This is a genomic window from Haloprofundus halobius, assembly GCF_020097835.1.
GTDB lineage: Archaea > Halobacteriota > Halobacteria > Halobacteriales > Haloferacaceae > Haloprofundus > Haloprofundus halobius.
Window position 1 is genome coordinate 1,168,341 of the sequence record NZ_CP083666.1, and the last position, 26,012, is coordinate 1,194,352.

General features: G+C 66.2%; 20 protein-coding genes and 1 pseudogene. 6 read left to right on the top strand and 15 right to left on the bottom strand.

The features are described from left to right. Positions 1 to 31 precede the first annotated feature (31 nt). The 6 genes from LAQ74_RS06135 to LAQ74_RS06160 all read right to left on the bottom strand — a co-directional run bounded on the left by LAQ74_RS06135 (position 32) and on the right by LAQ74_RS06160 (position 10,946). Positions 32 to 1,015: a DUF368 domain-containing protein gene (locus LAQ74_RS06135; RefSeq protein ID WP_224336130.1), complete on the bottom strand. Its 984-nt coding sequence runs from the start codon at positions 1,013 to 1,015 to the stop codon at positions 32 to 34. A gap of 4 nt (positions 1,016 to 1,019) precedes the next feature. Beyond that, on the bottom strand, positions 1,020 to 4,301 hold the full coding sequence (locus LAQ74_RS06140) for an oligosaccharyl transferase, archaeosortase A system-associated (protein WP_224336132.1): 3,282 nt from the start codon (positions 4,299 to 4,301) through the stop codon (positions 1,020 to 1,022). A gap of 218 nt (positions 4,302 to 4,519) precedes the next feature. Further along, positions 4,520 to 5,980 carry an oligosaccharide flippase family protein gene (locus LAQ74_RS06145; protein WP_224336135.1) on the bottom strand — a complete coding sequence of 487 codons (1,461 nt, stop codon included), beginning with the start codon at positions 5,978 to 5,980 and terminating at the stop codon, positions 4,520 to 4,522. Beyond that, positions 5,980 to 7,527, bottom strand: coding sequence for an alkaline phosphatase family protein (locus LAQ74_RS06150; protein WP_224336137.1), 1,548 nt, complete (start codon positions 7,525 to 7,527; stop codon positions 5,980 to 5,982). Before LAQ74_RS06150 ends, LAQ74_RS06145 begins: the two co-directional genes overlap by 1 nt. A gap of 221 nt (positions 7,528 to 7,748) precedes the next feature. After that, positions 7,749 to 9,386, bottom strand: a complete 1,638-nt coding sequence (locus LAQ74_RS06155; RefSeq protein WP_224336139.1) for an alkaline phosphatase family protein — start codon at positions 9,384 to 9,386, stop codon at positions 7,749 to 7,751. A 78-nt stretch (positions 9,387 to 9,464) separates the two neighbouring features. After that, positions 9,465 to 10,946 (bottom strand): sulfatase, encoded by a 1,482-nt coding sequence (locus tag LAQ74_RS06160; RefSeq protein ID WP_224336141.1) that lies wholly within the window; start codon positions 10,944 to 10,946, stop codon positions 9,465 to 9,467. A gap of 117 nt (positions 10,947 to 11,063) precedes the next feature. Here LAQ74_RS06160 and LAQ74_RS06165 point away from each other — a divergent pair, with 117 nt between their 5' ends. The 3 genes from LAQ74_RS06165 to LAQ74_RS06175 all read left to right on the top strand — a co-directional run bounded on the left by LAQ74_RS06165 (position 11,064) and on the right by LAQ74_RS06175 (position 15,131). Beyond that, positions 11,064 to 12,098, top strand: coding sequence for a glycosyltransferase family 4 protein (locus LAQ74_RS06165; RefSeq protein ID WP_224336143.1), 1,035 nt, complete (start codon positions 11,064 to 11,066; stop codon positions 12,096 to 12,098). Between the two features lie 24 nt (positions 12,099 to 12,122). Continuing rightward, the gene (locus LAQ74_RS06170; protein WP_224336145.1) at positions 12,123 to 13,667 is read left to right on the top strand and encodes an alkaline phosphatase family protein; all 1,545 of its coding nucleotides are present in this window, start codon (positions 12,123 to 12,125) and stop codon (positions 13,665 to 13,667) included. A 96-nt stretch (positions 13,668 to 13,763) separates the two neighbouring features. After that, on the top strand, positions 13,764 to 15,131 hold the full coding sequence (locus LAQ74_RS06175) for a sulfatase family protein (protein WP_224336154.1): 1,368 nt from the start codon (positions 13,764 to 13,766) through the stop codon (positions 15,129 to 15,131). A 109-nt stretch (positions 15,132 to 15,240) separates the two neighbouring features. Here the strand turns inward: LAQ74_RS06175 and LAQ74_RS06180 are convergent, their stop codons facing one another. The 6 genes from LAQ74_RS06180 to LAQ74_RS06205 all read right to left on the bottom strand — a co-directional run bounded on the left by LAQ74_RS06180 (position 15,241) and on the right by LAQ74_RS06205 (position 22,261). Next, positions 15,241 to 16,788 (bottom strand): TrkH family potassium uptake protein, encoded by a 1,548-nt coding sequence (locus LAQ74_RS06180; protein WP_224336156.1) that lies wholly within the window; start codon positions 16,786 to 16,788, stop codon positions 15,241 to 15,243. A 243-nt stretch (positions 16,789 to 17,031) separates the two neighbouring features. After that, positions 17,032 to 17,529, bottom strand: a complete 498-nt coding sequence (locus tag LAQ74_RS06185; protein WP_224336158.1) for a universal stress protein — start codon at positions 17,527 to 17,529, stop codon at positions 17,032 to 17,034. 193 nt (positions 17,530 to 17,722) lie between these two features. Next, positions 17,723 to 18,640 (bottom strand): hypothetical protein, encoded by a 918-nt coding sequence (locus LAQ74_RS06190; RefSeq protein ID WP_224336160.1) that lies wholly within the window; start codon positions 18,638 to 18,640, stop codon positions 17,723 to 17,725. Further along, positions 18,637 to 20,025 (bottom strand): sulfatase family protein, encoded by a 1,389-nt coding sequence (locus tag LAQ74_RS06195; RefSeq protein ID WP_224336162.1) that lies wholly within the window; start codon positions 20,023 to 20,025, stop codon positions 18,637 to 18,639. Before LAQ74_RS06195 ends, LAQ74_RS06190 begins: the two co-directional genes overlap by 4 nt. Then, positions 20,022 to 21,104 (bottom strand): glycosyltransferase family 4 protein, encoded by a 1,083-nt coding sequence (locus LAQ74_RS06200; RefSeq protein WP_224336164.1) that lies wholly within the window; start codon positions 21,102 to 21,104, stop codon positions 20,022 to 20,024. Before LAQ74_RS06200 ends, LAQ74_RS06195 begins: the two co-directional genes overlap by 4 nt. Positions 21,105 to 21,118: 14 nt before the next feature. Next, a complete protein-coding gene (locus tag LAQ74_RS06205; protein WP_224336166.1) occupies positions 21,119 to 22,261 on the bottom strand; it encodes a glycosyltransferase in 1,143 nt (380 codons plus the stop codon). Between the two features lie 157 nt (positions 22,262 to 22,418). Between LAQ74_RS06205 and aglJ the strand changes: the two genes are divergently transcribed. Next, positions 22,419 to 23,378, top strand: coding sequence for an S-layer glycoprotein N-glycosyltransferase AglJ (aglJ, locus tag LAQ74_RS06210; RefSeq protein WP_224336168.1), 960 nt, complete (start codon positions 22,419 to 22,421; stop codon positions 23,376 to 23,378). A gap of 43 nt (positions 23,379 to 23,421) precedes the next feature. On the opposite strand, the gene LAQ74_RS06215 is transcribed toward aglJ, so the two are convergent. Then, a complete protein-coding gene (locus LAQ74_RS06215) occupies positions 23,422 to 23,748 on the bottom strand; it encodes a hypothetical protein (RefSeq protein WP_224336170.1) in 327 nt (108 codons plus the stop codon). Positions 23,749 to 23,828: 80 nt separating this feature from the next. On the opposite strand from LAQ74_RS06215, the gene LAQ74_RS06220 reads away from it, so the two are divergent. Beyond that, on the top strand, positions 23,829 to 24,038 hold the full coding sequence (locus LAQ74_RS06220) for a ribbon-helix-helix domain-containing protein (protein WP_058581891.1): 210 nt from the start codon (positions 23,829 to 23,831) through the stop codon (positions 24,036 to 24,038). 34 nt (positions 24,039 to 24,072) lie between these two features. Here LAQ74_RS06220 and LAQ74_RS06225 read toward each other — a convergent pair. Together LAQ74_RS06225 and LAQ74_RS06230 are read right to left on the bottom strand one after the other, a co-directional pair. Beyond that, positions 24,073 to 24,489 (bottom strand): annotated as a pseudogene (locus LAQ74_RS06225) (JAB/MPN domain protein-containing protein); the annotation flags it as partial. Between the two features lie 103 nt (positions 24,490 to 24,592). After that, the gene (locus LAQ74_RS06230) at positions 24,593 to 25,276 is read right to left on the bottom strand and encodes a hypothetical protein (RefSeq protein WP_224336171.1); all 684 of its coding nucleotides are present in this window, start codon (positions 25,274 to 25,276) and stop codon (positions 24,593 to 24,595) included. Positions 25,277 to 25,423: 147 nt separating this feature from the next. On the opposite strand from LAQ74_RS06230, the gene LAQ74_RS06235 reads away from it, so the two are divergent. Further along, the gene (locus LAQ74_RS06235) at positions 25,424 to 25,921 is read left to right on the top strand and encodes a zinc ribbon domain-containing protein (protein ID WP_224336173.1); all 498 of its coding nucleotides are present in this window, start codon (positions 25,424 to 25,426) and stop codon (positions 25,919 to 25,921) included. Positions 25,922 to 26,012 lie beyond the last annotated feature (91 nt).

The window sequence follows — 26,012 nt, forward strand, 5'->3', positions numbered from 1 at the left end:
TTCAGCGGGGGTAACGCGAACAATCCGGTTCTCAGTCGAGGTCGATACCAGCGATGCGGTCGATGGCGACGACGAGTACGCCGCCGACGAGCGCCGCGGCGACGAAGACGCCCAGTACCTCCGTCGTCCACGACCCGCCGTGTTCGGCGAGGCTCGTCGATAGCTGCGTGACGGGTGCACGGAGTGCACCGAGAATGAGCGCGATGAGGAACGCGAACGTCGCCTCGCGGTAGTGTTCGAGCGCCCAGTCGACGGCGTGAGCGACGGTGAACAGCCCGACGAGCGCCCCCGAGCAGAACGTGACGATGGTGACGAACGGGCCGGCGAGCGCGTCGAGGCTGCCGCCGCCGAGCAGGCCGACCACGCCGTCTCTGAACGTCGAGAGGGCGTCGGTCATGAAGAAGTACTGCCCGAGGATAAGAAGCAGGAGCGACCCCGAGATTCCCGGGAGAATCATCGCGCTGATGGCGATGGCTCCGGCGACGAACGTCACGACCGGGCTGTGTCCGATCGCCGACTGCGCCTCGCCGGAGACGACGAACGCGAGCGCGAACCCGACGACGGACGCGGCGATTCGGCCGGGCGTGTCGACCGACACCTCCGTGATGAGCACGAGCGCCGACGCCGCGATGAGTCCGAAGAAGAAGCCGAACGTCGACGCGGGAACCGTCTCGACGGCGACTTCGACGAGGCTCGTGATGGTGACGATGGCGGTCATGATGCCGAACCCGAGCGTCACCAGAAACGCCGTGTCCATCTCCTGAAGCGCCCCGAACGCGTCCCCGGTGTCGCCGGTGACGCCGCGGAGCACACGGAGCACGTTGTCGGCGTCGATAGCCGTCACCGCGTCGATGAGCCGACCGTAGATGCCGGTGATGAGCGCGATGGTTCCGCCGGAGACGCCGGGAACTGCGTCCGCAGCGCCCATACAGACGCCTCTGAGGTAGATGCCCAGCCAGCCGCGGATGCCGCCGGACACCGTGTTCACGTCCGAGAGCGTCTCTCCGTCGGCCATCGAGTTAGCTCCACACCGCCGTCGGCGCGGTCACCAGCGCGGCCGTCACATCGCGAGCGGTCGTCGCGTCGGGTGCGGCGAGCGCGCTGTCGTTGTCGGTCTCGTTGCCGGTGTCGTTCGCGGAGGTCGACGACTCGTTCGCCGACGAGTTGTCGGTCGCGTCGCCGGAGTCGCCCTCGGCGCTGTCGTTGCCGAACGGGTCGTCGGCCGTCTCGTTTCCGGTCGTCTCGTTACCCGACTCCTCGTCGGTCTCGACCTGTAGCGGCGACTCGGTCAGTTCGACCTGCGTCGAACTGTCGTCCTCGCCGACGACCTGTGCGTCGGAGACGTTCACCGTCTCGTCGTAGATGACCTGCTCGCCCGAGTCGTTCTCGGTCGGCTGCGTGCTGACGTAGTACGGCCCCGTCGCGCGGACGCTGACGTTCGTGTACTCGTCGCCCGTCTCGTCGTAGCCGGTCGTCGAGTACGGCAGCGTCAGCTCGAAGTCGCCGTTCTCGTCGGTGTCGGCGTACTGGACGTAGGTGAACGTCTCGTTGGACGTGCCCATCCGCATCTCGACCGCCGCGCGGACCTCGCTGTCGGCGGGCGCACCGCTACCCTCGACCGTCGCGCCGGGGACGCGCTCGAACGTCTTCACCCACTTCGGCGGCGTCTGCGTCAGGTACTGCGAGTCGAGCCCGGTCATCTGCGAGGTGCTGAACAGCTCCTGCAGGTACGACCGCGACTGCGTCGCCGACGACTCGCTCACCTTCACGAGGCGGTAGTGCTCCATCGCCTCGACGCGTTCTTCGGGGTACGGACCGACGCCACCGACCTGCGCGGTGCCGTCCTCCTCGACGTAGTCGCGGGCGGCGCTCATGTTGTCGAACGTCCGCAGCAACGTCGCGTTCTCACCCTCACCGGCGGCCGTCGAGACGGTGACCTCCTCGCCGGTCTGCTGGTTCATCGCCTGCGTCTGCTCCCAGTCGACGACGAACGGCTGCGGGTCCATCGCGCTGCCGTGGTACTCGTAGAGGCGGACCATCGTGCTGTCGTAGTATCGCTGGTCCTTCAGGAGGAAGCTCGTGGTGAACTCCTCCCCGTAGATGCGCTGGTAGAAGTCGTCGTTCGAGAGGCTCTCGTCCTCGTCGTAGAACACCACCGGCGCGCTGAACTTCTGACTCGTCGAGACCATCTCCCAGTCGACCATCACGTACCGGGTCTGGTTGCCCTCGGTGCTCTGGTTGGCGAGGACGGCTTCGGACTGCTCCTCGCTCGGTGCGAGCAGGAAGTTCGCTGCGGAGGTCGCCCCCTGCTGGAACGGGTTCGCGTTCGGAATCCGCTCGCTGCCGAGCGTTATCCAGTGACCGTAGTCCCACCACGACATGACGCCGTACGCCCCTTCGGGGTAGTCGTAGTCGCCGTCGGCGGGTTTCTCGAAGCGGTCGTAGTACCCCAGCCCGTCGGCGTTGCCCGCGCCGCCGTAGTTCCCTTCCTCGGGCGTGTTGTTCGACAGCCAGTCGAGGCTGTCGTCCCACTGGGTGTACGCGCCGGGACCGTTGGCGGCGCCGACCTGCTGGGCCGTCGCCGTCTGGCCGCCGAGCGAGACGAGAAGCACCGGCGTCGTGATGAGCATGATCACCGTCGCGACGGTGAGCACCTGATAGAGCTCGATGTCGTCGGTGACGCGGGTGACGGATCTCCGGAGACCGAGGTAGCCCAACAGTTCGCCGAGGAGGAACGCGTTCATCGTGACGACGACGAGCGCGAGGTAGTAGTTAAAGCGCAGTTGCGTGAACGCCGCCGCGGTCATGAACGCCGCCCAGACGACGACGAGCAGGTGTTCGGACCGGTAGCTCGTCAGCATCGTCGCGCCGACGATGAGCCCGAAGACGACGATGAGCCCCAGCAGCGCGTGGTCGATGCCGAGCGCGCCGCCGATGGCTTTCGGTACCGACGGGGCGAGATACAGCAGGCCGACGACGGCCACCGAGCCGGCGACGTAGCCGACCTCGCGCGTATCGCCGCCGCGCAGCAGCGGCTTCGCGAGCATCCACGTCGCCGCGGCGACGCCCGTGAAGATGGCGAGGCCGTACTCGCCGAGTAGCTGCATCGTCGCCGTCGTTCCGAACTGCGAGAGCGTGTTCGGGTCGAGGAACGGCTGCGCCTCGCTGATGGTCCGGGTCCGTGCGCCGGCGCTGAACCCGAGAATCCGGTTGAAGTTGTTGGTCAGCTGCTGGAACGCGTCGGGGAGGACGACGGCCATCAGGCCGAGCGAGACGGCGATCGCGCCGCCGACCGCGGCGGGGTACAGAGAGACCGAGAGGTCGCGGGACTCGAACTCGCGGGCGAGCCACGCGAGGAACACACAGCCCGCGCCGACGCCGAACGCCAGCACCGGCTGGATGAGCGAGAACTGCGTCGCGCTGAACTCGAACGCGTCGATACGGAGGGTCATCAGGAGGGTCGTGACGCCCATCGACACCGCGCCCGCGAAGGCGATCGGTTCGGGCGACTCGCCGTTGACGGTGTCGCTTACGATCTTCAGCGCGAGGAACAGGCCGACGACGCCGACGAGGAGGACGCCGGGGGGCCAGACCCACATGTACAGAGAGAGGGCGACGCCGGCGAGCGCGGCCCACTTCACCGGCGAACGGAGCGCGTCGCGGTCGCGGTCGGCGACGAGTTCCCAGATGGGCTTCTCGCGCTCGGCGACGGCGAACGCGACCATGAACGCCAGAATCGCGACCGCCATGAAGAACGGCTCGACGCCGTTGTGGTCGGAGACGCCGACGAGCGACCGCTGGAGGAACGACCCCGGCAGCAGCATCAGGATGACCGCGCCGAACAGCCCGCCGAGGCGGCCGCCGAGGCGCTTGCCGATGTAGTACACCGGAATCGCGGTCAGTGCGCCGAAGACGGCGGGCGCGACGAGCAGCGTCTGGGCGACGAGTTGGTCGCTGGGACTGCCGAGACCGAGTATCAGGGCGACGGTCGCGACGAGCTGGTCGTACAGCGTCCCGAACTGTCCCTGCGTCGTCCCGTACGGGAAGTAGGTCCACGGGTCGAACGGCATGGTGAAGGGCCAGTTCCGGACGGTGTACTCGACTTCGCGGAGGTGGTACCAGGCGTCGTTGCCCGAGAAGACGACGGTACCGTCGTCGGTGACGTAGTTGCCGTAGCCCTGCATCCGTATGTAGAGCATGACGGCAACGATCCCGAGGAGGGCGGGAACGTGGTACCAGTCTTCGAGACGGTCGAGGTAGGAGTCCTCTGTCTCCTCGACGCTCTCGGTTCGATGACTCATTGGCCGAAAGGACTGGGAAAACCCGCATAAGCCTTGCCATCTCTCTACGGCCGAGGCTGCCGCACCGTACGTCGTATTCTCCGTCTACAGCCCTCGATGCGCCGTCGAAGCGACGATCGCCGTTCCGATTCGGCGTTCCGTTTTCGACGGCGAAACAACTGTCAGAGTCCGGCGAAATTCCCTGTGTGATTCGGTGGGGCGGCGTCCCACCGACCGCCCTAGCGCATCTCGCCCGTCAGGTCGCGAACGACCCACCACGCGTCGTTTCTGAGGCGACCGTTCGCCGCGAGCAGCGACGCGAAGTAGGCGAGGCCGCCGACACAGAGCACGAGAGCGAGCGAGAGTACCCCGGAGACGCCGCCGAGAAGCACGTACACGGCGGCGACGACGAGCATCATCGACAGCGTCGCCGCCGCCTGACTCCCGACGTCGGCGGCCACTTCCCGCGTCGGTCTGTATTCGAGATTCCGCCACAGCAGCAGGCAGCTGCCGCCGAAACTCAGCGTGGTCACGAGACCGAGGCCGATGGTCCCGGCCAGCTCGGCCAGCGGGAGGACGAAGATCGCGTACGTCACGATGAGCACGACCGAACTCGACGCGCTGATGCGCGGCCGATTCGTCCCGAGGAAGTACGATTCGAGGACGCTCCGGTAACCGTTTGCGAGGTTCGCCAGCGCGAGCACGGCGATGAGCAGGTTGCCGACGCCGAGGACGACACCGCCGAACGAGACGGTTCCGGGGTCGGTGCCGTAGACGACGCGGAGCAGGTCGTTGCCGACGACGAGGCCGCCGCCGAGCGCCGGAATCGCGAACAGCCCGGTGTACGTCAGCGACTTGGCGAGCAGTTCGCGTATCCGGTCGCCACGGTCGTTCGCTTTCAGTCGGGAGAACTCAGGCAACGAGACGTCCGACAGCGCCGACGAGAACAGCATCGCCGCCTCCGTCAGCGTGAACGAGATCTTGTACAGCCCGGCCGCGCTCGTCCCGAACAGCTGTCCGAGGACGAGGTAGTCCGCCTGCTTGAACAACTGCGACCCGAGCGACTGGAGGTAGGTGTACTTCGAGAAGGAGACGAAGTCGCCGACGAGTTCGCGCGACGGGAGCGCCGGAATCACCCGCGCGTAGCCGAGATACGCGACGAGAAACGTCGCGAACTGCCCGAGGACGAGCCCCCACAACAGCGCGTAGACGCCCTGACCGGCCACCAGAAGCGCGGTCTGAATCCCGACGATGACGACGTACCGACCGTTCTCCAGAAAGCCCGCGAGTGCGACCTGTCCTTTGCCTTCGAGAAACGCGCCGGTCAATCGCATCAGACTCCACGAGAGGATGCCGAGCGGAACCAGTAGCGCCGCCTCGGCGTCGAGGATGTCGTTGACGAGTGGGGCGGCCGCCGCAAAGGCAACCGCCGACAGCGCCGTCCCGACGAGGACGATGAGGGCGCCGCTGGTGAAGTGTTTCGCCTGATTTTCGCCCTCGCTCACCCGCTTGGTGACGGCGCTGAACAGTCCGAAGGTGACCATCGTCGCCGCGGCCATCTGGAAACTCGTGAAGATGGCGTAGACGCCGAGCCCCGTCGTTCCCAGTAGCTGCGTGAAGTACACCGTCCCGGCGAACCCGGCGACGGTGCCGAGGACGTTCGCGACGAACCGCTTCGACACCTCCGCGCCGACGTTCATTATTCGAGGTATCCGAGTTCGCGCAGGCGGGATTTGACCTCCGTCTCGCGCTCGTCGTCGCCGGAGACGCCGCCCTCGCTCACCGCGCCCCCGCCGACGAAGTCGTAGTAGTCGGGGTCGCGCTCCGCGGCGTCGCTACCGGACGCGAACACGTCTAGCACGTCGCCATCTATCGACTCGGGGAGGCGACGGCCGAGCGCGTGCAATACTGTCGGCGCGATGTCGGTGATGTGAGCACTCTCGACGGTGCCGGTACGGAACGACGGGCCGCGCGCGAAGAAGATGCCGTTGCGGGCGTGGCCGCTCGTCGAGACGTCGAACAGCGGCGACTCCGCGTCGAACCGCGAGGAGGCGTGGACCTCGGGCGTCTCGATTATCATGGCGAGGTCCGGCGTGTGCGGGCCGCCGCGGTCGAGTTCGACGAAGCGTACGTCGAGTCCCACGTCCTCGGCTGAAGCGGCGAGTGCTTCGCGGGCCTCCGCGACGATTTCGGCGCGCTCGTCGGCGTTGTCGGTGAGCGCGTACACCATCGTCGTCTTCTGGCCGATGTCGGCCAGCGCACGAGTCCGCTCCCAGTCGATGCGACCGAGGCTGATGGCGTTGTCGAGACCGAGCGTCGACCCGCTCGGGAGGTCGGCCACGTAGCTCTCGGGGACGACGTTGCGCGCGAGCGTCAGCAGGCCGACTCGACCCAGCACGTCGCTGGCGGCGTCGCGGAGTTTCCCGAGCGCCTGTTTCCTGCCGTCGCCGCTCTCGTTGAGGTGGACGAGACCCGCCCGCGACAGCGCGTAGTTCGGTGCGAACTTCTTCGACACGGCCTCGAAGCCGTGGTCGCTCATCACGACCACGTCCTCGTCCTCGTGGGCGTCGAGAAACTCGCCGAGTCGTTCATCGACGCGGTGGTACACCTCGAACAATGGATTGGAGTCGTCGGGGTCGGTCGACCAGTAGTGGTGGGCGACGCGGTCGGTGGCGCGGATGAGTCCGACCGCCAGTTCGGGGTCTTCCTTCTCGATGAAGTGCTCGAAGCCGTCGAAGCGCTTGTCGACGAGCGAGAGACTCTGGTCGACGTACTTTCGGCTTCCAGGCGTCGCGTCGTTGCGGAGTTTGTACTCGCCGACGACCGACTCCAGCTCGTCCCAGCGCTCCTCTGGGTAGCTGTAACTCTCCTTGTACTCGGGGGCGGCGGCGACGATGGTGCCGTCGATGGCCTGCCACGGGTACGACCCGGGGATGTTGAACACGACGCAGCGACCCCCTTGGTCGTCGACGACGTCCCACATCTTCCCGGGGATGAACTCGTCGTGGCTCAAATCTAGCTCGCGCGTCTCGCGGTTGAAGTGCGTGAAGCCGTATACGTCGAGTCGCTCGGGGTTTCTGCCGGTGGCGAAGGCGGGCCACGCCGGAACCGTGATCTCCGGGATGGTGCTCTCTAAGTCGCCGTGGACGCTCTCCTCGTAGAGGCGGGCGAACGTCGGGAGGTGGCCCGCGTCGACCCACGGACGAAGCAGCGAGTGGGTCGCGCCGTCCAAGCCGAGGACAATCATGCCGGAAGCGATGTGGGTTCCGAGTAAAAGCCGTTCGGTCTCTGAAGCAAAGGGCGTCGTTTCCAGCTATTTCCGCAGGAGGCATAGAGTAGAGAGCAGAAACGAACGGTCTCCGCGGAAGCCCCCGGCCTCTTCCGAAGTCCCACCCGGAGTGAACGGTCAGTCGGTCATCGCTCCCGGTTTGTTCGACTCCCACTCGCCAAATAGTGGCCTGCGTTCAACTACTCCAGATACCCCAAATCGGCGAGTCGACTCGCCACCTCGTCGTCGTCGGTCCGCGCGCGCCCGCCCACGTCGAACTCGGGGTACGTCTCCGGGTCGGGTCCCGAAACACAGCCGAGCACCGACCCGTCCATCTCGACGTCAGGCGCGATACCGAGGGTCGCCAACACGGTCGGCGCGACGTCGAACAGGTGCGCGCCCGAAAGGTCGGCGTCCGCGTCGACGCCCGCGCCCGACACCGAGACGACGCCGTCGAGCTTGTGGTTCCACGGTTCGGGGTCGCTGAACTGCTCGCCGACGAGCGCCGACAGCGAGTGCTCGAACTCAGTAGGGACGGTGACGATATCGACCGCTTCTTCGGCGTACGGTCCCTCGAACACCTCCTCTCGCGGAGCTACCCGCTCGAACACCGGCTCTCCGTCGGGCGTCTCCGCTGCGCGCAGTTCGTCCATCAGCGCATCACGGACGGCGTCGTACTCGTTCTCCGGAACCGCTCCCTCGGGCTCTCTCCCCACGACGTTCAGCCGAATTCCTAACTCCGAGGGCGAGCGGAGGTACGCCTCAGATGCCGCGAAGTCGACGGACTCGCTGGCGGCGAAGACGACGGAGACGGGAACGTGGCGGCCGACGAACTCCGCGAGGCCGACTCGGTCGAGAATCGCCTTGCCGCGCTGGTAGGTCAGCCCTGCGCGCGCTGCTGCGGCGGCGACGGTCGAGAGTAGCCGTGTCCCACTATCGCCGCCGTCGCGGCCGCGTTCTCCGGTGTCGCCCGACCCCGATTCGTCGGTCAGTTCGTCGTCCTTTATCTGGAACCACGAGGGGACGTCCTGCCCGCCGCGGGCGGTGACGACTCGGCCCTGTTCTTTCAGGAACTGGTTGACGCGGAACTCGTAGCCGTCGTACTCGCCCATGCCGTGGTCGCTGGCGACGACGACGACGTCGGGGTCACAGACCTCCAAAATATCGGTGAGTTCCTCGTCGACGGCGCGGTAGATGTCTCGGACTTTCGCCTCGTCGCCGGGGAAGTCGTGGAAGACGGCGTCGGTCTTCTGGAACTGGACGAAGCCGAACTCGGGGTCGAAGCGGTCGGCGAGATAGCGGAACGCCCCGCCGCGGAGGTGCGTCAGTTCGACGTAGTCGCGGAACTTCGCCTCGTCGCTGCGGCGTTCGTCGGTCTCCCGTTCGGCGTAGACGCGGTAGGGGCCGACCGCCTCCTCGATCTCGTCGAGCAGTCCCTCGGGATGACAGCGCGGGCTCTCCGCGGCCAGATAGCCGGGCACGAGCGCGCCGTCGAACTCCCGCGGCGGGGCGGTGACCGGCGCGTTGACGACGACGCTCGTCATCCCCGCCTCGTCGGCGTACTCCCACATCGTCCGCGCCTTCACGTCCGTCGAGTTGACGATGTCCCACTCGTAGCCGTCGAAGGAGAGGAAGTCGAAGACGCCGTGTTTTCCGGGGTTCTTGCCCGTGTACAGCGAGGGCCACGCGCTCGCGGTCCACGGCGGAATCTGCGATTCGAGCGGCGCAGTCGCGCCCGCCTCGAACAGCGAGCGGAGCGTCGGCAGGTCCCCGTCGTCGAACAGCGGTCGAAGGACGGGCAGACAGGCGGCGTCGAGTCCGACCAACAGGGTTCGCATGGTTTCCCGCACAGGCTTGGCGGGTAAAACGTTCCCTATCTGTTCGTTCGAGGTACGACTCGGGGCGGGCCGGGCGAGCTATTCGAGGTATCCCAGTTCCCGCAGGTTCCGCTCGACGCCTGCGCTGTACTCTTCGTCCCCGCTTCCGTCGACGACGTACTCCTCGCCGAGCGTCTGGGTCAACTGCTCGCGCAGCGAGTCGGCGAGTTCCGGGTCGTCGACTTCCTCGCCGGTTCGTACGTCGCACAGTCGTTCGCTGCCGTCCGAGCGGCGCTCGAACCGATGCGTCGCCGTCCGAATCGACTTCTTCCCCGTCTCGAACGCGGCGAGCGTCTCCCTCGACACCTCGGCGGCCGCCTCCCGGTCGCGCTCGTCCATAATCGCCGTCTCGGCGAACACGGCGTCGTGCTCGTTGCCCGAATCGACTCCGTTGTCCGCGTCGTCACCGAACAACGCCCGCCCGCTCGTCGCCTCCGGGGCCTCGACGCCCGAGAGGTCGCACAGCGTGTCGAACAGGTCGACGAGCGAGACGAGGTCCGAGCGTCGCTCCCCGGCGGGAACCTCGGGGCCGCTCACGACGAGCGGGACGTGCAGCAGTTCGTCGTACAGGAAGTAGCCGTGGTACATCGTTCCGTGCTCGCCGAAACACTCGCCGTGGTCGGAGGTGAGCACGACGTGCGTCTGCTCGCGCCGCCCCGTCTCGTCGAGCCAGTCGAACAGCGCGCCGAGTCGGTCGTCCAGATAGCGGACGCAGGCGCGGTACCACGCTCGAAGGACCGAGAGTTCCGCGTCGGTGAGATAGTCGCCGGTCTCGTACTGGCGCATCGCGATGCTCGTCGCCGACGCGCCGTCGGCCGCCGCGAACAGCCGTTCGGGTCGCACGTCGTCGCGGTCGAGGCGCACCGTCGAGGGGAGAAACTCCTCCAGTAGTGGAAGCAGGGGTCGGTGGAGTTCGGGCGTCTCCTCGCGCATGTACGGCTTCGGCACCCGGTACGGCGCGTGGACCGTCGTGAGATTCGCCATCGCGAACCACGGCGCGTCGGCCTCGGCGACGAACCGGCGGAGTTTCTCCAGTTTGATCTCGGTGTAGTAGTCGTTGCCGCGGGTGGCGATTCGGAACAGGTCACGGCGGACGAACCCGTCGGTGAGCAGTTGCCGGAGGTACGGCAGCGACGGTCGCTTGGCCATCTCCTCGTACACCTCGTAGTACTCGTCGAAGCCGCGGTCGAGACCGACCGGCGACCCCATCTTCGACGGCCCCGGAATCCCGATTGTGTCGTACCCCGCGTCGCGGAACCGCTCGGCCATCGTCGTCTCGTCGGCCGACAGCGTCGGCCACGCGCCGGCGAACCCCGTCTCGGAGGGGTAGCGCCCGGTGAACAGCGCGCCGTGCGACGGCGGCGTCCACGACCCGGCGGCGAACGCGTTCTCGAACGTCGTCCCCTCGGCGGCGAGGCGGTCGAGGTTCGGCGTCGGTGGTGCGTCGTCGTCGTAGCAGGAGAGCGCGTCGACGCGGAGGGTGTCGCAGACGACGAGGAGGACGTTAGGTGGAGGGCCCATGGCGGCCGTTTCGATGGAACGGTAATATCGTTTGTGTGTCAGAACCCGCCGTCGACGGGGTGACGGCGTCAGACGGAGTCCAGCGGATTTATACGCCTCTCGCCCGCCGCTTCGCCCGTGAACCGACCGAGCGCGCGGGTCGCGATGCTGTATCAGGACCCCCATCCCGCACACCGCGGCTTCGCCGAGGCCGTCGACGCCGACCTCGTCGACTTCCAGCGACACTCGTTGGGCCCGCTCTCCGACAGCGTCGTCGGCGACGTGTACAACGGGCTTCGGTATCCCTCGTACGACGTGTATCTCGTCGAGGGCTCGCGACCGCTGTACGCCGCGCTCGCGCACCGCGCGGTCCGGCGCTCGAAACTCGTTTACCTCTGCGCGGACCACGGCCTCTACAGCCTCGGCCGCGCCGACTTCGAGGGGAGTTCGGGGTTCAAATCGCTCGTCGGCCGCTTCGGGAGACCGGCCGTCAGGGAGATCGGGTCGCGCTTCGTCGACGGCGTCGTCGCCGTCTCGGCGTTCGCCGCCGACTTCACGCGCCCCGTCGTCGGCCCCGACACGCCCATCGAAGTCGCTCATCCCTTCATTCAACCGGACGTGTACGACGCGCTCGGCGGCGTCTCCCCCGCGCTGGACGCGAACGTCGCCGTCACCGTCGGTCGGCCGTGGCGCTACAAGGGTGTCGACATGCTCGTCGAGGCGTGGCCGACGGTCCGCGAGTCGTTCCCCGAGGCGGAACTGCACGTCGTCGGCGGCGGTCATCCAGGGTCCTATGCCGAGACGCCGGGCGTCGAGGTCCGCGGCTACGTCGAGAATCTGGCCGACGCCTTCGCGCCCGCCTCGCTCTACGCCCAACCGTCGCGGATGGACACGTTCCCCGTCAGCGTGCTCGAAGCGATGCGTGCCGGCCTGCCGCCGCTCGTCACCGAGACGACGGGGACGCGCTCGGAGGCCGGCGCACTCTCTTCGGACCTCGTCGTCGACCCCTCCCCCGAGGCGCTCGCGGCGGGCGTCGTCGCCTACTTCGAACGCGACGGGGCCGAGCGGCGAGAACTCTCCTCGCGCGCCCGCGAGCGCGGCGCGACGTTCGACGCCGAGACCCGAAAGCGCGCGTTCGCCGAGGCGTTCGATACCGTTCTCGAAGCACTTTAACGCGGGTGCGTCGATAGCCCGGACATGACCGTCTACGTCGTCGGACTCGACGGGGCCGACTGGTCGCTGCTCCGCGACGGTATCGACGCGGGCGACCTCCCGGGACTGGCCCGCATCGCCGACGAGGGCGTCACCGGGAATCTGGAGAGCACGCTCCCGCCCATCACCTTCCCCGCCTGGAAATGCTACTCGACCGGGAAGACGCCCGGCAAACTCGGTGTATACGAGTGGTTCGGCTTCGACCGTGAGTCGCGGTCGATCACGACGAACGACTCCTCGGACTTCCGCTCGCGGGAGTACTGGGACGTACTGGCCGACCGAGGGTTCACTCCAGCGGTCGTCAACATGCCGACGACGCACCCGCCGAACACCGACGACGGCGTGCTGACCGTCGCCGGGAGCCCCGCCTCCGAGCACGGCGAGTTCACGAAACCGGCGTCGCTCAAGGCCGAACTACTGGACGCGGTGCCGAACTACCGAACGAAACCCGACCTCGTGCTCGACGAGGCGACGCCCGAGGAACTCGTCTCGGAGGCGACGACGCTCGCCGACCAGCGCTTCGACGCCGCTGAGTGGTTCGCCGACGAGAAGGGCTGCGACCTCGTCCACCTCACCGTCTTCGTCACCGACACGGTCCAGCACCGACTCTGGGACCAGCCGGAGAAGATTCGGGAGCTGTACGAACGCATCGACCGCCGCATCGCGGCACTGCTGGACCGCGAGGACACGGAGGCGGTGGTTTTGATGAGCGATCACGGGTTCACCGAGATAGACGAGACGTTCCTCGTCAACGAGTGGCTCGCCGACCGCGGCGACCTCACCGTCGGCGACGCGGGCGGCCGCGAGGTACTCGCCTCCGTCGGCGTCACCCGCGAGCGACTCAAGCGCCTCGTCGACCGCCTCGGCCTCGTCAACCTCGCGCAGGGGCTGCTCCCGGAGTCGCTGCAGCGCTTCTTCCCGAGCGAGAGCGGCCGCGTCGCAATCCAGGACGCACCTATCGACTGGACGGAGACGAAAGCGATCTCGCTCGGCCGCGGCCCCATCTACCTCAACGACGCCGCCTTCGAGAGCGAAGCGGCGAAGCGAGCCTATCGGACGTCGCTGTCGGAGGCGCTCTCGTCGCTGGAGACGCCCGACGGCGACCCCGTCGCGTCGGCGGTCCACAAGCCGGACGACCTCTATTCGGGCGACCTCTACCGCGCGCCGGACCTCGTCGTCGAGTACGCGACGGGCGTTGACGCGCCCGAGGCCGTCGGCGGCCGCGTCTTCGGCGAGCGGACCGAGTGGCTGGCGACGCACCGCAGGCAGGGCGTCTTCGGTGCGTGGGGCGAGGAGTTCAGTTCCGGTCGGTTCGACTGCAGCCTCTACGACCTCGCGCCCACCATCCTCCACTGGTTCGGTGCGCCGGTTCCCCGGGACGTCGACGGCGACGTCCAGCGGGCGATCCTCATCGGCGAACCCCAACAGCGGAGTGTCGAGGAGGGACCGGAGACGGCGACGACCGGCGGCGGGGCGACGGCGGGCGACGAGGTACAGGAGACGCTGCGCGACTTGGGGTACATGGACTGAGCATCGGAGGCAGACGCCGACGGCGCTGTGGCTCGAACCCCCGCGAAACTCGCGAAAACTCACAAAATTAAAACGAACTGCGGACCTCGGTGAGGTATGTCCGACCGCCCGAACATCCTCCTCGTCTCCTGGGACAGCGTCCGCGCCGACCACCTCTCCACGCACGGCTACGAGCGCGAGACCGCCCCCTTTCTGTCGGGCGTCGCCGACGACGGCCTCGTCTTCGAGGACGCCCAGGTGCCGGGCGTCGGCACCATCACGAGTTTCTCCGGCGCGTTCACCGGCGCGCACGCCGACGCGACACAGCAGTCCATCGAACCCGCAGACTGGAAGGCGGCCAACGCCGACCGCCGCCTGCTCTCGGAGGCGCTCTCGGACGCGGGCTACCACACCGGCGCGGTCCACTCGAACGCCCTCATGAGCCGATTCTACGGCTGGGACCGCGGCTGGGACGTGTACAAGGACAACGTCGTCACCGAGTCCGGCGGCGACTCCGACTCCGCGAAGTGGTGGAATCAGGTGAAGAAAGAGCGCCTCTTGCCGACGCTCCGACGCATGGGCGTCGCCGGCGCGGTCATCCATGGCCGGAACATCGCGCTGAAGACGCCGTCGTACGTCGAGTGGGAGCGCATGTGGGACGACGTCGAGCAGTTCGTCCGCGACGCGCCCGAACCGTGGTTCCTGTGGGTGCTGCTCGTCGACACCCACCACCCGTGGTGCGCGCCGCCCGACTACCGCGAGTGGGAGCAACCGGGCTTCCGCGGCGCGCACGCGTGGAACTACGTCATGCGCCGCTACCCCGAGTGGACCGGCGACCGCCGCCCCGCCATCGTCAACGCCTACGACAACGAGATTCGCCACGCCGACGGGTTCCTCCGAAAGTTAGACGGACTGCTGGAGGAGATGGAAAACGACGACGCGGCGCTCGTCGTCCACAGCGACCACGGCGACGAACTCGGCGAGCACGGCGAGTACGGCCACTCCTCCCAGCGGATGTACGACACGCTCACCCGCGTCCCGCTGGTGATGCGCAACGTCGGCGAGACGGGCCGCGTCGACGGTCCGCACACGCTGCTCGACCTCGGAAGTACGGTTCTGGATATCGCCGGGAGCGACGAGCGCCTCGCCGACCGACCGTCGCTGCTCGGCGACGAACGCGAAAAGCGAGAGTGGGTCGTCGTCGAGAACCTCGCAGGCGAGGGCGACGCCCGCGCAGCGGCCGTCGGCGACGAGTGGAAGGTACTTCACCACCCCGACACCGGGTGGCACGCCTACTATCGCCCGGACGACCCGCTGGAGCGCGAGGACCGCTGGGGCGGCCACCCCGAGGAACTCGAAGCCGTACTTCGGGCGCACCTCGTCGACAGAGAAGGCGTCACCGTCACCGGAAAGAGGGGCGACGACGGCGACGACGGGATGAGCGACGTGCAGGAACGGCTGACGAACCTCGGCTACATCGACTGAAACGGCTCTGTCGAAACCCTCAGAAGCTGACAAAATTCCTCTGCTGCATACAGAGGGTGTATGCAGCAGACGAAGGATGTTCTGAGAGCAGTACGCCTACTAATGGCAGTTACTGCCGCCAAAACGTCGGTGTAAGGATGACCAGTACCGAGAGTACTTCCAAGCGGCCAATCCACATTAGAAAGACCATGTAGAGTTTTGCGGCATCCGAAAACGGCAGGAAGCTGTTCATTGGGCCAACAACACCGAAGCCCGGGCCAATGTTCCCCAGCGTGGCAATGGCGACGCTCATCGCCTCAAGCCCAGATAACGACACGCCAGATGTTCGTAAGCTGTCGAGATACAGAACCACCGTCGAGAGGACAAATATCGTCAAAAAGATCATTATGAACACGAGTACATCTCGAATTGTCTCCTCGTCAACGACTTCCTGGTCAAGTCGTAGTGGTTTAATGGCCTCAGGATGGACGGACGTGAACAGCGTCCGGAAGACTGCCTTCTTGACGAGAACCCACCTGACAATCTTGATCGAACCGGCAGCCGATCCCGCGGATCCGCCTAAGAAATACGCAAACAACAGTATTGTCTGCGCGGAGGCATCCCAGGTGTTGAAATCCATACTCGCGTATCCGGTCGTCGTCACAATGGCAATCACCTGAAAGAGCCCCTGCCGGAGCGAATTTTCGAGGTTTCCGGGAATGATGTCAAGGGTCGCGGGTGGTTCGGCGAGTCCAACGCCGAGAAAGAGCACTGCCGAGATAAGGATTCCAAAGCCGAGGATGGCAAGTAGGTACGTACGGAACTCTGTGTTGTTGGTTAACCGGCGAGGCTTTCCCTGAAAGACGTACCAGAACAGGGCAAAGTTCGTCCCTGCGACGACCATGAACGGCATCACTGCCCACTGGACGGCAGGCGTGAACGCCTCCACACTCCGTGCCTCCGGGGAGAATCCACCGGTAGGCAGTGTCGTGAGTGCGTGCGCAACCGCGTTGTAGAGGGTCATGTTCGGCGCCAATCCACCTAGATGCAACCCGTAATAGACGACAATTGCGAGAACGGTGAATCCGATGTAAATGCCCCATAGCCCCCGCGCAGTATGCTGAATACGCGGTGTCAGCTTCTCCAGCGAAATTCCTGGTGCTTCCTGATTCATGATCTGAGCACCCCCAACTGATAGCTCTGGCAGGATTGCGACCATTAACACGAGAATGCCCATCCCACCGAGCCACTGGGTGAGCTGGCGCCACATCAGCATCGCGTAGCCATGGCGCTCAACCGAGATCTCCCCGAGAACAGTAGCACCGGTCGTCGTAAATCCACTCATGCTCTCGAACAGAGCGTTGACAGGGTTCGCAATAGTGCCCGTTCCAGCGACGAGGTACGGAACCATCCCCACCAACGGCACAACCAGCCACGCAAGACTTACTAAGAGGAACGCTTCCCGGTGTCTCAGCTCGCCATCGTTTCGAACTCGCTCTAAGAGGGAACCACCGCCAACCATGAGCACACTAGTGGTGATGAATGGAATCGGATTTTCGCCGTAATAGAGCGCCAGAACAAGCGGGAACAGCGGCGTAATGCCGATGTATTTGAGAACAGTCCCGACAAGGGCCACGCTTACCCTATAATCGACATAGACGCTCGGTGTGCGGGCCATTGAACAGCTATAGTAGTCAAACGATGAACGGATGGACGTTTCGGTTCGGTAGCTCTACGGAGAAACGATTCGTCGTCTCATCGTCAGGTCACTCTTGTTCTTGGATTCTGTCCCATTCTTCCACACAGCTCTCACAGAGAAATCCGGTGAATCCATCCACATTATATCTCTGAACAGTCGTATCGTCTCCACACCGCTCACATTTCATAGTTAGTCCTGATAATTAGCTTCGGTAATCTCTGTTCACGCATCATGGGCGAAAACGATTCTCTCTTGCTCCTTCGGGAGTGCAATCACCGGGATTTTGCTCTGTTTGAGTAGCTCAGCCGTGACATCTCCAGTGAGGAATTTAATCCATTTGTTCCCGGCTCGTGGGACGAACGCAATTGCGGTCGCTTTTTCTTCTTCAGCGGCTATTCGAATCGTTGCTCCAACGTTACGCCCATATAATGTACGGAATTCAAGCGTTGGTCCGTTATCGGGGAAGACATCCAAAAAGGATTCATATGCTTCCTCAGCGAAACCTTGACGCTGTTCAACGGATGCCTTGTCGGGTACGCCTTCACCTTTCTCAATGACGTGAACAACAATGACGTGTGAATCCTCATGAGCAAAGTGGTAGATGATTCGGGCAGTATTCGCTGCGTCGTCTGGACCAGCGATCGGTACAAACACTTTGTCGAATAAATCGGAAGCCATTATCTCTCCTTTTGGCTCTCCGACCAAATTTCCTCCGGTCATATTAACGGATGCGTAATAACGGGCGTTTTGATTTCGGCTCCAACAATCTCCCTAAACGCCAGGTGAATTGCCAATCGGTAGGACACGAATTTGAGAAACCTCTGTGCGAGATATGCGCCCTGTATTCAGCACGGCTTCGAAAACCCATCACCAATCGAGGGTTTCAACAAGGGTACTGAAACAGTTTAGACACTCACAGATAGCCGAGCGCGCTAAGCTTGTCCTCGATAGCGCCGCTCTCGAGGTTTCGCTCAGTTTCGGGGTCGTGCGTTCCCTCGTCCTCGGCGCTCGTCTCGTACCACGGCACCCGCCGGACCGACGGCAGGGGCACCTTCGGGTGGCCGTAGACGCCCCACTCACCGTTCGCGTTGGCGTGGTCGGCGCTGATAACGACGCGTTCGGCGTCAAGGTTTTCGAGGAGGAGGGAAACGTCGTCCAGCACGTAGCGGAGGTTCGCCCGGTAGCTCTCCCAGACTCGCCCCTCGGTGAGTTCGCCGCGTCGCAGTCGGTCCCACGGCGAGTCCCACCCCGCGCCTTCGCCGAGCGTCTCGCAGTTCATCCCGCCGCCGAGGGGGTCCGGCACCGACGGGAAGTGCGGCTGCATGTAGTGGACGACGAGGCGGTCGGCGTCCGTCTCCCGGCCCGCCGCGATGGCGCGGTCGGTGATGGGACGCGCCGGAATCGTCCCGGCGTCGTCGTCCCACGCGTAGCGCCAGACGTCGTCGAGGCGCAGCAGGTCGCTTTCGGACAACACGCGGTGACTGAACGGATTCCCGGTGACGTACGCCGTCCGGCGCATCTCGTCTCGTCGCTCGTCGGTGAACGTCCGCTCCATCCAGTCGATGGAGGAACTGCCGACCGAGACGAGTTCGCCGGGCCGATTCAGGAACGGATACTCGTCGGCGACTTCGCGCATCAGGTCGACGCGACAGGCGTCGAGGAGGACGAGCGCGTCCCACTCGCGGTCGTAGACGTTCGTTCCGGTGGGGTAGAACTCGTTGACGCGGCGAAGGCCGCCGAGGTACAGTTCGTAACCGCTCTCGCGGAGGCCGGCGACGCCGTCGTCTCTGACTCGACCCTTCGTGTCGGAAACCCAGTCGCCCAGCGTCATTCCACGTACCCCAGATCCCGCAGGTGTTGTTCGACCATCTCGTCGTCCTCGTCGACGGCGACGTCGCCGCTGCGGAGGCGACGCATCCGTTCTCGATGCTCGTCCAGCGCCGCGCTCAGCGCTTCGTACTCGTCGGGGTTCGACTCCCGGCGGTCGTCTTCCGGTCGTTCCTCGGGCGTCTCCCGCACGTCGAAGAAGAACTCGCCGTCGTCGGCGTGGCGGAGCAGTTTCCAGCCGTCGGCGCGCCGGGCGTAACAGCGACCGTAGTCGACCTGCCGACCCACGTCGCCGAAGGCGTACTCGCGGGCGTCGACGTCGCCGCGGACGAGTTCGAGCGCCGACTCGCCCTGCCACGCCGGCGGGGCGTCGACGCCCACCGCCTCGGCGAGCGTCGGCGCGGTGTCGAGCAGTCGAATCTGGCCGCCGAGGGTCCCGTCCTCGTGTTCTGAGCCGAGACCGTCGAGAACGAACGGCACGCGGACGACGCCTTCCCAGAACTCGGGTGGATGCCCGGCGTGGTCGTGTTCGCCGACGAGTTCGCCGTGATCGGCGGTGAGACAGACCGCGGTTTCGTCCCGCGCTCCCCGCTCCTCCAACGCGCCGACGAGCGCCGCGAACTGGGCGTCGGTGTAGGCGCACTCGGCGTCGTAGAGGCAGCGAATCGTCTCCCACTCCTCGTCGGTCATCTCCTCGGGGTGGTGGGTGCCTTTCCGCGAGAGGCGGCGGCAGTCGGCGACGCTGCGCGGCGCGTCGAGGAACCGCCGTTGGTACTCGTCGGGAGCCTCGTAGGGGTGGTGGACGTCCATGTAGTGCAGCCACGCGAACCACGGTTGCTCGTCCGGCACCGTGTCGACCCAGTCGAGGAAGCGCCGGTTCAGCGACTCGGCGCGCTCGTACTCGCTGGCGTCGCCGCCGGAGGCCGTCGCCATCGCGGCGTCGACGCGGTTGTAGACGCGCTCGATGGTCCGAAAGAGGGGACCACTTTTGTCGAGGTTCGACTGGACGAACTGCTTCAACTTTCCCGCTTCGGCGGACCCGCTGGCGTCGTGCATCAGGTCGAAGCCGCGGTCGTAGTGGTAACTGCCGCTGGCGAAGTGGTTGTCCGTGAAGCCCGCGGTGGCGTAGCCGTTCTCGCGGAGTCGCTCGGCGAGCGTCACCACACCGCGTTCCGTTTTTCCCTCGGATTCGGGAATGCCCAGCCCTTCGATGCTCGCGAAGTGACGACTCGCGTGAATCGCCGGGAACGACGCGGGCGTCGACGGCCCGTTAGCGACGCACTCCGTGAACTCTAGTGCGCCGTCGGCGAACGACCGGGCGAACGGCATCACCCGGTCGTCCACCCGGTCGGCGCGCAGCGAGTCGACGGTGACGAGGAGGACGTTCATGGCCGACTCTCCGCGTCGGAGGGTAAAAGCGCACGGTACCTCGATTCGAGTTCGTCGACCACCTCGGTCCACGTCGGCAGCGGCGTCGCGGGCGCGTCGAGTCCGACGACGCGCCGAACGGCGTCGGCCACCGTCTCGGGGTCGACGCGCGAGACGCCCAGACAGTCCGCCCGCTCGGCCCAGTCGACGAGCGCCCCCGCCTCCCTGACAAGCGCGGGCGTCCCGGCGGCGAGCGACTCGGCGACGGTCATCCCGTACGCCTCGTGTGTGGAGAGCGCGAGGTGCGCCGCCGCGCCCGCGTAGAGACTCGGCAGGTCATCGTCGTCGACGAAGCCGAGAAACTCGATGCGGTCGGACACGCCGGTTTCGCGGGCGAGCGTCTCCAGTTCCGTTCGATAGGGGCCGCTCCCGGCGACGAGCAGGTCGTACTCCGGGAGCGACCCGAGCGCCCGAATCGCGTGCTGGACGCCTTTGTACTCGACGAGTCGCCCGACCGTGAGCAGGTACGGCCGTGGGCGCTCGCGGGCGAGCGGCGTCGCGTTCTCGAACCGTTGGACGTCGAGGCCGTTCGGAATCACCGTCGCGTCGACGCCGAAATCCTTCCTCAATCGCTCCCGCTCCCACCCGCTGACCGCGACGACGGCGTCGGCGCGGCGGAGCGCCCGCGCGCCGATGGGTCGGTAGAGGGCGAGTAACCGGTTCCGGACGCTGTCGGCGCTCGCCCCGTGGTAGTGCGGCGTGACGACGAACGGCCGCGATCCGCTTCCGAGAGCGGCCAACGCGAGCGGAAACGAGTGGTAGTTGTGCGCGTGGACGACATCGGCGTCGCCGGCCGCGTCGGCGACGACCCGCGCGACGCCCGGTGCGAAGTGGAACGCACCGCCGGGGGCGACGCCGCGACATCTCCGGATTCGGACGCCGTCTCGTCGCTCGCGCCCGGAGACGTCGGCCCCGGCGTCGGCGGTGACGACGGTGACCTGGTGACCGCGCGCGACGAGTTCCTCGCTGACTCGTTGGACGTGCGTCTCGACGCCGCCCGCGCGGGGCGGATAGCGGTGGGTGACTTGAAGAACCTTCATCGGAGCACGGGGCGCTACTCGTACTGCTCGCGCAGTTCGGCGTCGACTTCCCAGATGGGACCGCCCTCGCCCTGCAGGAGACGGACGCTCGCCCACCACAACGACATCTGCGTGTCGAACAGGGCGTACGCCGACTGCGCCGGGCCGAGGCGCTCCGTCGATCCGAGCGCGACAGTCGTCAGAAGAAGCGCCGGGACGGCGAGCGCAAGCGGTCCGCCGGCGACCGCGAGCGCGAGGGTGAGCACGACGATGCCGCCGGCCAGCGCCCACGGTGAGAACACCATGAAACACCAGTTGAACGGGAGGACGACCCAGCCGTACAGCCCGTGGCGGAACAGCGCGTCGCGGTTGCGCGAGAGCAAGCGAATCAAGCCCATCGCCCGGCGGTCCTTCTGCTTTCGTCGCTTCCGGAACGCCGAGTGCGACGCCTCCATGTACTTCACGTCGGGGTCGAACACGACGCGCCCACCGTTTTTCCGAATCTTCATCGCGAGTTCGGTGTCGTCGGCGATGGAGTCCTCGTCGATGGGGACGATGGCGTCGCGCTCGAACGCCGAGAACGGCCCGTGGAAGATGAACGTCGAGTCGAGATGCGATTCGAGGGTTTGAATCCGCGCCTGGATATCTCGGTATCCCTCCTCGACCTCGCTGCCGCCGAGCACGTCGACGTTGCGACCGGTGACGCCCTGCACGTCGGGATCGGCGAGGTTCGCCACCGCCTCGCGGAGCGCGTCGAGCGCGATTTTGGAGTCGCAGTCGGTCTTGACGACGACCTCGTTCGACGCCGCGGCGTACGCCTCGTTGAGCGCGATTGCGAGTCCGCGTCGTTCGTCCTCGCGTATGAGCGTCAGCGTCGGCGCGTCGCGTTCCTCGAAGAACGCCTCGACGAGTTCGGGCGTCGCGTCGTTGCTGGAGTCGACGACGACCACTTCGACCTTCTCCATCGGATAGTCGAGCGAGAGGATATCTTCGAGTTTGTTCTCGACGATACGCTCCTCGTTGTACGTCGGGAGCACGACGCTGACAGTCGGTTCGGTCGGGCGCTTGTCGGCGGGCGACCCCGCGGGGCGGACGAGACCCAACAGCAACAGGAACAGCGCGTACGGCAGCCCGGCCAGGAAGAAAAACAGGCCGGAGAGCCGAGCGAGACGCTTCATAACTGCCGGTATCCGGCGCGGTGACAAAAACCCCGGCGATGTGAGACGCCGCGGTCGCGTCGCGGTTGCGCCGCAGTCGCGTCGCAGTCACGTCGCGGTGTCCGTCGAAGATGCAGGAAGAAGCGTTTTTATGCGCCCCTCGACAACTCATCTCGAAATGGACCGCGCCGACGTCTGTGTGCTCCTCCCCACGTACGACGAGGCCGAGACCATCGGCGAGGTCGTCGACGGCTACCGCGCGGAGGGGTTCTCCGACATCCTCGTCATCGACGGACACTCCACGGACGGCACGCGCGACATCGCCAGACAGCACGGCGCACGCGTCGAGACTCAGTCGGGGACCGGGAAGGGACAGGCCATCCGCGAGGCGATGCAGTACATCGACGCGCCGTACGTGCTGATGGCCGACGGCGACGGCACGAATCCGCCGAGCGACGCGGGCGCGATGCTCGAACCGCTCGACCGCGGCTACGAACACGTCGTCGGCAACCGCTTCGCCGACATGCGCTCGGGTGCGATGACGGGGCTGAACAAACTCGGCAACCGCATCGTCAACCGCGCGTTCGCCTACATCCACGGCGAGGACTTCGTCGACATCCTCAGCGGCTACCGCGCGTTCACCCGCGACTCCTTCGAGCGGCTCCAGCTCACCGCCGACGGGTTCGGCATCGAGACGGAGATGTCTATCGAGTGCGCGAAGCGCGACGTGTCGACGGCGGTCGTGCCGGTCACCTACCACCCCCGCCCGGACGGGTCGGACACGAACCTCCGGCCGTTCCGCGACGGCAGCGTCATCTTCCTCGAACTCTACCGCCGAGCGAAGACGAACAACCCGCTGTTTTACTTCGGCAGCATCGGCACGCTCTCGACGCTCACCGGTGTTTTCCTGGCGTTTTACGTCGCCTACGAGTGGTTCGTCCCGCCGCGGACCTCTCACGAGGTCATCGCTCTCGGCGCGGCCGCGGGCATCCTCTTCGGCGTCCAACTGCTCATCTTCGGGGTGCTGGCGGACATGATTCTCACCTTCCACCGCGAACAGCTCCGTCGAATCGGCGAACTCGACGGCGAGGACGCCGACGCCTCGCGCACCAAAACGAAGCCGAGACAGAAACGCTAGGTCGTCGCAGGCCCGACGCACATCACCGAGCGGTATCCCGCCGTCAGAACGGTATCAACGCACGGAGCCGACCGAAGACGCTGTTGCCGACGGCCGCCCGCTCCTCCTCGAACACCGGGTGGAGCTCGTTGAGCAGTTCGGTCTCGTTCTCGAAGCGCTCCTGGTGTACCTGACTCAACGCCTCCGAGAGGTCGAGCGTGTTGCCGGACGCGTCGCAGGGAATCTCGGTGTCGTCTATCTTCGCGACGAGGTCGTCGCTCGTCGCGGGGAACTGTACCCCGGCATCGGACAGTCGCGCGTCGAGAGCGGCGATGCCGAACTCGATCTGGTCGGGTTCGGAGCTATCGCGCTGTGGGGGCCGCGCTGCCATGGCGCGCTGTTCGGACTCGAACGACAAAAACCCCCCCGGCAGTCAGCGTCTTTATCCGACCGCCGCGCCAGATGGTTCGTATGACGGAGTACACGACCGTCTCCATCCCGAAGGAACTCGCCGAACGCGTCGACGACACCATCGAGGGGACGAGTTTCTCCAGCACGAGCGACCTCGTCCGGTTCCTGCTGCGGAGCATCGTCATTCAGCACCAGCGACAGGGCCAACTCACCGAGGCCGAATTCGAGGAGATCGCCGACCAGTTGACCGACCTCGGCTACCTGAAGTAGCGACGCGGCCCGGGCGCTTACGGCCTCGTCCGACTCACGTAAACGACTCCTGCGGCGGTTCGGCGTCGAGAATCGACAGTTCGAGTCGCGTCCCCGCCCGGTCGAACGCCGCGAGCGACGCGTCCTCCCACGGCGGAACCGCGACGAGAACGACTCCGGCGAGGTCGTCGCGTTTCGTCACTTCGAGTTTTCCCTGCGGGTGGCTGACGAACCGCGCGCGGCCACGACCCGCGGGGGTCGCGAGGTCGACCCCGAAGATGGCGTTGACCGACCGTCCGGCGTCGGGGAGATAAAAGTGGGTCAGTACGGGTGTCTCGGACTCCAACCCGAGGTCAGCCTCGAACTCGTCGGCTGGCGTCGCCGCCAGGACGACGTTCGCTCGCTCCGGTTCGGCGTCCTCGGCGAGGTCCAAGAGCACGTCGACCAATCCACGGGTTACGTAGACCACGCGCGGGCGCTCCGGGTGCGGTGATATAACCTCGTTGACTCGGCGCGAGCGACCGCGCCGACCGCGTCGATGAGAGCGCTGGCGGGCCGACGATACCGTCTCGACGCTACCCGGAGACCATCGTCTTGAGCGTCTTCGCGTAGAGCGACGGCGTCCGCTTCCGCGAGTTCTCCAGCGCGTCGGCGAGCGCCGCCGTCGCGTTCTCGTGGATGCCCGCGCCGTGACCGACCAGAATCCGCTCGGGTTTCAGCCCCGACAGCGCACGCGTCGGCGGGAACAGACGCAGCATCGGGTGGACGCCGAGGCGTTCGCCCTCGACGAGGAAGTACGCCGCCGTCCCGAGCGACTCGGGGACGACGAGCGTGCCGCGGGACTCGTCGTAGAGGCCGACCTCCTGCCACGGAGGCACCGTCGAGTTACGGACGGTGAGCGCCCGCACACCCGTGTCGCCGAGTTCGCGGCCGAAGCGCTTCACGTCGGCGTTCAGTTTCCTCGCGACGCCGCTCATCCAGTCGGGGACGTACACCGAGACGCCGTGTCGACGGGCGAACGCCGCGGCGTCGCGCTTGTGGCGGTCCACGCCGACGACGACGCCCGACACGTCGCCGAACGCCGCGAGCAGGTCGTCGACGCCGTCGGCGTCCACGGGGTCGACGACCCACACGTCGCCGTCGAGTTCCAGCGCGTGGCTCGCCCGCTTCATCTCCTCGTCGGGGTGGGCGATCCACCCGACTCCGTGGTCCCACCGGTCGATCTCGCAGAGGTCCTCGCGGCCGCCTTTCATCGGCATACCTCTCGTTGGGACGGAAAACGGATAAATGGCGCTCCGGCGGGACGTGGGCGGTCCCTTCGGTGATCCGCGTCGACGCGCAGTCCCGACCGACCGGCGGTATCGACGAACAGAACGTTCAAGTCCGACTGTCTGTTGCTCTCGACTATGGTCAGTCTCCGACGGCTGAAACCGCTCGTCGCCGGACTGCTCGGGTTAACCATCACCGGACTCGGGCATCTGTACCTGCGGCGGTGGCGACGCGGGGTCGCGTGGATTATCCTCGTGCTCGTCGTCGGGCAGGTGTTCGTCTCGCAAGCGACGCTCGATTTCGTCAACGCGTCGTTCTCGCAGGGCTCGCTGTTCACGCCGCAACAGACCCCGATTCCGTCGGAGACGCTCCAAGAGCTACTGCTGCTCTCGGTGCTCGCGACGGCCAGCGCCGTCGACGCGTACCTCGTCGGTGTCCGGAAGCTCCGAGACGCCGACGCGGAGGCCAGGTCGGCGTCCGGGTCCCGCGGCGCGGGCGTCCCCGATGCCGACGCGGCGCGGAACTGTCCGAACTGCGGCAAGGAGTTCGAAGCCGGGATGGAGTTCTGCCCGTGGTGTGCCGAGCGGGTCGCCGTCGACGACGCGGACGACTCCGGGGACCGAGACGCACCTTGACCCGAGACGAGGCGTGACCCGGGACGCATCTGGGCCTGAGACGAGGCGTTACCCGAGACGCATCTGGGCCTGAGACGAGGCGTTACCCGAG